Source organism: Microbacterium sp. (assembly GCF_041909575.1).
In the GTDB taxonomy this organism is placed as follows: Bacteria; Actinomycetota; Actinomycetes; order Actinomycetales; family Microbacteriaceae; genus Microbacterium.
Genome location: NZ_JAYRDE010000132.1, coordinates 1 through 7,180, shown reverse-complemented (window position 1 = coordinate 7,180; position 7,180 = coordinate 1). Strand labels below are relative to the sequence as shown.

The 7,180-nt window shown below is 69.6% G+C and carries 6 protein-coding genes and 1 tRNA gene; 3 read left to right on the top strand and 4 right to left on the bottom strand.

Annotated elements, in window-relative coordinates:
* Nucleotides 1-8 precede the first annotated feature (8 nt).
* Nucleotides 9-296, top strand: a complete 288-nt coding sequence (locus ACE3O1_RS13945; RefSeq protein WP_374316044.1) for an HNH endonuclease signature motif containing protein — start codon at nt 9-11, stop codon at nt 294-296.
* 158 nt (nt 297-454) lie between these two features.
* Here ACE3O1_RS13945 and ACE3O1_RS13940 read toward each other — a convergent pair whose 3' ends face one another.
* From ACE3O1_RS13940 to ACE3O1_RS13930, 3 genes are all read right to left on the bottom strand, one after another.
* Nucleotides 455-1,306, bottom strand: a complete 852-nt coding sequence (locus tag ACE3O1_RS13940; RefSeq protein WP_374316042.1) for a right-handed parallel beta-helix repeat-containing protein — start codon at nt 1,304-1,306, stop codon at nt 455-457.
* 483 nt (nt 1,307-1,789) lie between these two features.
* Nucleotides 1,790-1,863: transfer RNA gene (locus ACE3O1_RS13935), tRNA-Ile, on the bottom strand.
* A gap of 13 nt (nt 1,864-1,876) precedes the next feature.
* A complete protein-coding gene (locus ACE3O1_RS13930) occupies nt 1,877-3,901 on the bottom strand; it encodes a DUF262 domain-containing protein (RefSeq protein ID WP_374316040.1) in 2,025 nt (674 codons plus the stop codon).
* A 212-nt stretch (nt 3,902-4,113) separates the two neighbouring features.
* Here ACE3O1_RS13930 and ACE3O1_RS13925 point away from each other — a divergent pair, with 212 nt between their 5' ends.
* Together ACE3O1_RS13925 and ACE3O1_RS13920 are read left to right on the top strand one after the other, a co-directional pair.
* A complete protein-coding gene (locus ACE3O1_RS13925) occupies nt 4,114-4,887 on the top strand; it encodes a hypothetical protein (RefSeq protein WP_374316038.1) in 774 nt (257 codons plus the stop codon).
* 197 nt (nt 4,888-5,084) lie between these two features.
* Nucleotides 5,085-5,588: a DUF3145 domain-containing protein gene (locus ACE3O1_RS13920; protein ID WP_374316036.1), complete on the top strand. Its 504-nt coding sequence runs from the start codon at nt 5,085-5,087 to the stop codon at nt 5,586-5,588.
* Between the two features lie 177 nt (nt 5,589-5,765).
* On the opposite strand, the gene ACE3O1_RS13915 is transcribed toward ACE3O1_RS13920, so the two are convergent.
* A complete protein-coding gene (locus tag ACE3O1_RS13915) occupies nt 5,766-7,004 on the bottom strand; it encodes a beta-ketoacyl synthase (protein ID WP_374316034.1) in 1,239 nt (412 codons plus the stop codon).
* Nucleotides 7,005-7,180 lie beyond the last annotated feature (176 nt).

Sequence of the window (7,180 nt, the reverse complement as noted above, 5' to 3'; positions counted from 1 at the left end):
ACCGCTGCATGGCACCCGGCTGCGGCATCCCCGCGTCCCGCTGCGAAATCGACCACACCATCGCCTGGGAACACGGCGGACCCACCGCCCTCACCAACCACGCCCCCCTGTGCACCGGACACCACACCGTCAAACACCACGGCGGCTGGACCGTCCACCACATCCCCCACACCGGCGGCGCACTCCTCTGGACCTCACCCACCGGACGCCGCTACCGCGTCAACCCCGAACGACCCAACCCCCCACTTCCAACCATCCGACGCCGGGGTGTCCGACGCACCCTTCTAAGCCCGTGACCGGGTGGATCCGTGTCAGCGAGGTGTCGATGGTGTGGCCCGGTCTGCCTATCAAGGGGAGGGACGACGCTCAGCGCTGATCGCGAAGTCATCGAGCCCAGACCGGCGAGTGAGCCGCCCGCCGTGCCGTCCGGCTGCCTCTTCCGCTGTGCGCCCGATCATCTGGCCGTGCACGCGACCCCGACGCACTGGCCGAGGCCGTTGCGATAGGCGACGTTGCCGCCGAGATCCACCGCGGCGGGTGCGAAGATCCCGTAGCCGCCGTTGTGGTGAGCCAGGTTGTCACCCACCTCGAGCCCTGGCAGCTGCGACTCGATTCCCGTGCCCGCGTTCCTCGCGAAGACGTTGCCCGTCGCGCGGGAACCCTCCGCCGTCGGCGGCGGATCGCCCGGCAAGGGCTCGCCCCGGGTGAAGACCACGCCGGCCTCATTGCGGGTGAAGGTGTTGTTCTCGACGACCATCGGGACATTGCCGCGGAGCACCACCCCGCTGCGCGTGAACGAGTTGCCCGAGATGTACGAGACCCCGGCGGACCCGATGTTCGAGCTGATGTTTCCGAGGACGCCTCCCGGCATGCCCGTGAAGGTGTTGCCGGTCAAGGTCACGCCGCCCCAGAACCCGCTGATGGGCTGCGCGTAGTTCTTCACGACGCTGTCGGTGATGGTGATGGACGTTTCGCTCACATAGCCCAGTGCGCTCTTCCCCTTGCCGTCGAGCCGGGAGGAATCGATCCGCACCTCACCTTGCGCGGTCGTGCTCACATGGCTCTGGATCAGTGTGGAGTCCTCGATGTCGGCGCTCGCGAAGAACACGTCGACCGGCGAACGGGTCAGCCTGGAACCTGAGATCGCGAGATCACCGCCCAATTGGCCAGTGATGGGGGAGTCCACGGCCCGGACATCGACGAGCATCAGGTCCGTGTTTCCGAAGAGATGATTCACGGGCGCGTTCAGGAGCTTCACCCTGGACACCATGTACGGCGGCACGCCGTCCGGGTTCTCCGCCTGCATCTGGACTCCCGTGGCCCAGTTCTCGATCGTCCCGTTGCGGATCGTGTTTCCGCCGGTGGAGTCTCCGCTCGTCTGCACGCCAATTCCCGATCCGTCACCGGACAGGCGATGCCCTCCGAGGTCGAGCGTGACATCCGAGCCCAGGATCAGGCCGTCGCCACCCGTGCAGGTCAGGTCCGCCGTCAACGTCAGATCGCTCGTCACCACGCTCCCGCAGGCGACCACCGGTGCCGCGTGAGCCGGCGCACCGCCGAGCAGTGTTGCGGCTCCCACCGCACACGCCGCCACGATGGCGAGCCCACCGCGGCGACGTCGTCCTCCGCGGCGCGTGTCCGAATCGGCTGCTGCATCCCGCATCTGAGTCATGATCGTCCTCGCCGATCGGCATGCTACTCCGCGCCGCTGCCTCCCATAACCCCTCGGGTATCGAGCGGCGGTCACGCGAAGCGAGAGGGGCCACCGGACAGCGACCCCTCTCCTCTGTAGGGCGGGTGGGACTTGAACCCACGATCGTCGGGTTATGAGCCCGCTGCCTTGACCAGCTTGGCCACCGCCCCCTGCGCACCGAGCCTAACGCGCGGCGACCCTGTTCATCGCGGTGCCGATGTAGGAGTACTTCACGAACACCTCGGCGGCGATCCCCGCTTCTTCGAGAAGGCCCTGCAGCGCGCTGAGCATGTAGCTCGAGTCCCACCCCATGTAGAGCCAGGTCTCGTCGTCCAGGCGGTCCCACTGTCCGTTCCACGACTGCGCCTGGTACACCGGGCCGCCGCGCCGGTCGCTGTAGGCCACCACCGCTGCCCGGTCGTCGGCCCAAAGGCGCTTGAAGATGCGGTTGAAGAGGTACTTCACGTCGGGCACCTCCCAGTGCTCGCCGCGGTACTCGACGTAGTCCCACTCCCGTTCCCAGCCCATCGGCCACCCGCGCCGGTGCACGGCGTCGAGGATGGGCGTGAGGCCGTCGTCGTCGATGAGGGAGTTGCCGGGCCGCGCCCAGATCTGCGCGAACCGTTCGCCCAGCTCGGCCGACCGTCGCGAGATCGCGGCCGTGCCCCAGGACTCCGCGTCCGCGAGCGCCCGGTTGAGGGCAGCGCTGCTGCGCCCGTAGAGAGGCCGCTTGTCGGGGAACGACGCGTCGAAGGCGCGGAGGGCGAGCTCCTCCTCGAGGAGCGTCAGGTTGCCGAGCGTCGAGGCGAGGGCGCGGGCGCTGTTCTGCTCGTCCTCGCTGTAGTCAGACCACGTGCGCACCCCATCGCCGGTCCACGTCTCCGCCGGCGTCAGGGGGAGCACATGCTCGACCGCCATCCCGTCGGTGCTGCCGAGCCCGGCGAGGCGACCGAGGACGTAGGCCGGGTGGGGGAGCTCCGAATACTTCAGCGCGGCCCGGATCCGCTCGTCCGACGGGGTGATCCGCGAGAAGGCCGCGACGAGCGCGTCCCAGCCCTCACGCCGCGCCCGGCACAGGCGAGCCACGATCCGGTCGGTCCCCGTTGCCACGACGGTGCGGCGCAGGAGCAGCGCCTGCACGTGATCGAGCGTCGAGACGAGCTCCGCGCGGCTGATCGTGCCGTGGCGCCAGTCGCGGTAGGCCTCCATGACGAGGGGGTGCATCGCGCTTCCGAATGTCGCCACCCCCTCCAGCTGACGCGAGATCGCGGCATCCGGCTCCCGGCCGGGCTCCAGGAGTGTCCGGTAGATCTCCGCGTACTCGCGCCAGTCGGCGGCATGACGGCGGAGGTCGTCGATGTCGAGGGTGGGGAAGACCTGGCGGAACGTGTCGTAGACGCCGCGGCTGCGGGTGACGACCACCTCGCGGCCGGTCGTCATCACCAGGTACTGACGCCAGAAGGCCGCGATGGACTCGCCGGTGCTCTGTTCGATCGGGAGCCAGTACTCCGTCTCGATCTCGCGCTGCTCCGCATGCGAGAGCCCCATCAGCACATAGTTGTGGATCAGCTCGTGGTCGCGCAGCGGCTCGCCGGTGGAGTTGAGGCTCTCGAAGATCTGCTGGGCGTTGGCGCCCGCTCCCAGGGTGATCGCCACGTGCTCGAGCTTCTGCAGACCGCGCCAGATATGCGGCGCCTCCTCGGCGCTGACCTGACTGCGGAAGAAGGCGTAGTTGTCATCGAAGCGCGAGTCGCGCGCCCCGTCGCCCGGATCGCGCCGGTCGAGCACGACGGCCTCGAAGACCTCCGCCCAGGCCGCGTGCGGGCGGAGCTTGGTCGCCGCGGAGTCGTCGCGGCGCACGAGCACCCGTGCGAGCTCGGCCGACAGGGCGGGGTCCGCGTCGCGCACGGCGTGCTGCAGGGCAGCGACCAGGAGCATGAGCGTGGTGACCCGCTGCTGTCCGTCGATCAGCACGAGCTCGTCTCGTTCTCCGACGCGGCCCGTCGACGACAGGATCGATCCGATGAAGTGCATGCGGCGGTCGTCGAGGTCGGCGACGGCACGGATGTCGGACAGCAGCTGCTCGCACGCCCCGATGTCCCAGCGGTACTGCCGCTGGTACACCGGGACGACGATGGTCCAGTCTCCTGCCGAGAGCCAGCCGATCGTGTTGACCGCGGTCGCGTCGACGTTCGTGGCAGTGACCATCGTCCGGATACGCTCCTTCGAATCTCGTCGGCGCGGGGGTCGAGAGCCGCCGGACACGCCGTGTCGAGTCTATCGACGGTCCCGCGCCGGCCCGGGGAGCGGCATCCGATATTCACGGTCCGGTGCCCGGAGCACTCAGGAGGGCGCGGGTAGGCTTGCGTTAGTTGGGCCTGTTAAAACGTGCTGGCCCGCTGACCGAAAGGCAATCCGTCATGGGTTACATCAAGTCCGCTGCGCTCGAGGAGACCGGCTACGTCGTCCTCGACCGCTACAACCAGGAGCTCGACCCCAAGGAGTGGCTCGACATCGAGTACAACGACTGGAAGTCGTCGGGCGACACGCGATTCGCGCCGCTGGCCAGTGCGTTCGGAGAGATCGAGTGCAACGGCTTCTGGAACCACAAGCCGCCGCGCACCGACAAGGACGGCGTCTGGATCGACTCGCAGGTCGAGAAGGCACCGAACCTCACCCGTCGCGCGCAGGAGCCGGGCGCGAACGTCGGCCGCTGCCGCGTGATCGAGCTGCAGCCCACGCCGTACGGCGAGTGCCTCTACAACCTGCACCAGGACGACAACAACCGCCTGAACCCCGACGGCACCGGCTGGGTCGTGCGCGGATTCTTCAACCTCACGGACGACAAGGACAGCTTCTTCGTCCTGCGCGAGAACCGCACCGACCCCGAGGGCGAGGTGCGCATCGCGCTTCCCGCAGGTGCCCAGCTGATCATCGACACCCAGCGCCTCTGGCACGCCGCGACCCACGTCGGCAGCGAGCCCCGCTACTGCCTCATCACGTCGTGGACCTCGGGCCCCGAGCTCGACGCCTACATCGAGAAGTACAACGGCGTGAACCACACCGAGAGCGTCGTCGTGCCGCAGGACGTGCTCGAGGCGGGCTACGCCGAGCAGGCCCGCAAGGATGCCGCGCGCGCCGCGTACTACGCCGCAAAGGGCCAGGCCGCCGTGAACGTCATGAGCGAGGCCTGATCCGACGGACTGCTCCGCGGACGCCCCGGCCCCACGGCCGGGGCGTTCGTCGTTCGGGCGGATGCCGCGACAGGCCGAATCACACGCTTGTCATTCCTGGCCGGCGTGGGTGATAATGGCCCCAGCACAACCGAATATCCGCCGGATCGCCGCAGTCAGGTCGTTGGGGAAGACGCACCTGATGAAACGGAGAGATCATGGCGACACGACAGGCGCGTGGAGTGATCTACATTCACTCTGCGCCACGAGCATTGTGCCCCCACCTCGAGTGGGCAGTCGGTCGTGCCCTGGGCAAGGCGGTGAGCTTCGACTGGGCCGACCAGCCGGTGCTGCACGGCGCCCGGCGCGCGGAGCACTACTGGGAGGGCCCCGCCGGCACCGGCGCGGCCCTCGCCACCGCGATCCGCGGGTGGGAGCACCTGCGCTTCGAGGTGACCGAGGATCCCACCCCGCGCAGCGACGGCGGCCGCTGGCTGCACACGCCGGGGCTCGGCATCCACTATGCCCAGACGGACACCGCGGGCAACGTCGTGATCGGCGAGGACCGGGTCCGCTACGCGATGGAGGTCGCGGGCGGCAACGCCGCCGAGCTGCATCGTGAGCTGCAGGTCGCGCTCGGCGCCGCGTGGGACGAGGAGCTCGAGGCGTTCCGCCACGCCAGCGACGACGCGCCGGTCGTCTGGCTGCACAAGGTCGGCTGACCCGGCGACGAACCCGGCGACGGACTCGGGCGGGCGAGGCGTCACTACCGAGGCTCGGAGGAGGAATCCCGGGCCGCGGGAACGCGAATCGCCGCCTGACACGACAGACGCCCCCGGTGGCTTCCCGGGGGCGTCTTCGTGGTCACGAGGCCGCGGCGTCGGTGACGAGCGGATGCCTCAGTACGACCGGATCGCGACGACGGCGTTGTGGCCGCCGAAGCCGAAGGAGTTGCTGATCGCGAGCTGCGGCCCGTCTCCGAGCGGGATGGGGTCGCCCGACACGCGCAGCGGGATCTCAGGGTCCTGCGTCGTGATGTTGATGGTCGGGGGCGCCACGCGGTCGCGGATCGCGAGGATCGTGAAGATGGCCTCGAGCGCCCCCGTGCCACCCAGCAGGTGACCGGTGGCGCCCTTGGTGGCCGAGACGGGGATGTCGTGCACCCGCTCGCCGAACACGCTGTGCAGGGCCTTGTACTCGGCGATGTCGCCGGTGGGCGTGGACGTGGCATGTGCATTGATGTGGGTGACGTCGTCGGGCGTCGCACCGGCCTGCTCGAGCGCCAGGCGCACGGCGCGAGAGGCCCCGAGTCCTTCGGGCTCGGGAGCCGTGATGTGGTAAGAGTCCGCCGTCACGCCGCCGCCGACGATCTCGGCGTAGATCCGGGCGCCGCGGGCCTTGGCGTGCTCCTCGGTCTCGAGGACGAGGCATGCCGCCCCTTCGCCCATGACGAAGCCGTCGCGGTCGACGCTGTAGGGGCGCGACGCGGTCTCTGGGGAGTCGTTGCGCTTGGACAGCGCCTGCATGGCGGCGAACGCGGCGAGCGTGAGCCCGTGGATGACCGCCTCCGAGCCGCCCGTGATGATCACGTCCGCCTGGCCGGATCTGAGAGCCTCGAAGCCGTTGATGAGGGACTCGGTGCTCGACGCGCACGCGGAGGCCACGGTGCGGGCGTAGCCGCGTGCCCCGAGGTGCATCGACACCGCGGCCGCCGGAGCGTTGGGCATCAGCATCGGGACGCTCATCGGCATGACCCGGCGCGGCCCCTTGGTCTTGAGGACGTCCCACGCGGCCAGCGTCGTCTGCAGGCCGCCGATGCCCGTGGCGAAGTCGACGGCGAAGCGCTCCGGGTCCACCTCGGGCTTGCCGGCATCCGCCCACGCCTCGAGGGCCGCCACGAGCGCGAACTGCGCGGACGGGTCGAGCCGGTTGGCGACGGGGCGCTCCAGCACGGTGTCGGGCCGGACGAGCGCCTCCGCGGCGAACGTCACGGGGATCTGGTATTCCTCCACCCAGTCGTACTCGAGAGTGTGGGCGCCGGACGCCCCTCCCAGAACGGCCGCCCAGCTCTCTTCGGCGGTGCCGCCGAGGGGTGTGGACGCGCCGATGCCGGTGACGACGATGCGGGGTGTGCTCATGGAGATCAGAGTCCTCGGATGTTGCTCGGTGGGGGCCGTAGCCCCCACCGTGGCGTGCGTCAGCAAGCCGGGGGTGTGGTGCTTGGCCCCATCAGGGGGCGTCAGCAAGCCGGGGGTGTGGGGCGGCGCCCCACAGGGATGGTCCTGCGCCTGGGTGGACGGGATGGAGGGGGCGG